At 39.3% G+C, this 333-nt stretch carries 1 protein-coding gene; it reads left to right on the forward strand.

Annotated elements, in window-relative coordinates; translation table 11 throughout:
• A partial coding sequence (locus VOR_RS17060) for a tyrosine-type recombinase/integrase (protein WP_010319598.1) occupies nucleotides 1-333 on the forward strand: 333 nt, incomplete at both ends.

Below are 333 nucleotides of genomic sequence, written 5' to 3' on the forward strand. Positions count from 1 at the left end.
GTGGGATCATGGGGCGCATACTAATAAAGAGTCGAACATTGTGTTTTGTTCAATCGATCGCCATGGCAATATTTCAAATAGATCTTTAAATGATGCATCTATTTTCCGTATCTTACGTCATGCAGGGCAACGTTTAGGCATATTTGAATTGAGGTTTTCAGGCCAATCAACCCGTGTTGGTGCGGTTCAAAAACTGGCTAAACAAGGTTATAAAACTCAAGATATTCAGCAATTTGGACGATGGTTAAGCCCTGCAATGCCAGCTCAATACATTGGTAAGCTCGACATTGCAGAAAGTGAACAGATGAAATTTAAGGTCATTAAACCTTTTGT

The organism is Vibrio ordalii ATCC 33509, assembly GCA_000257205.1.
Classification (GTDB): Bacteria; Pseudomonadota; Gammaproteobacteria; order Enterobacterales; family Vibrionaceae; genus Vibrio; species Vibrio ordalii.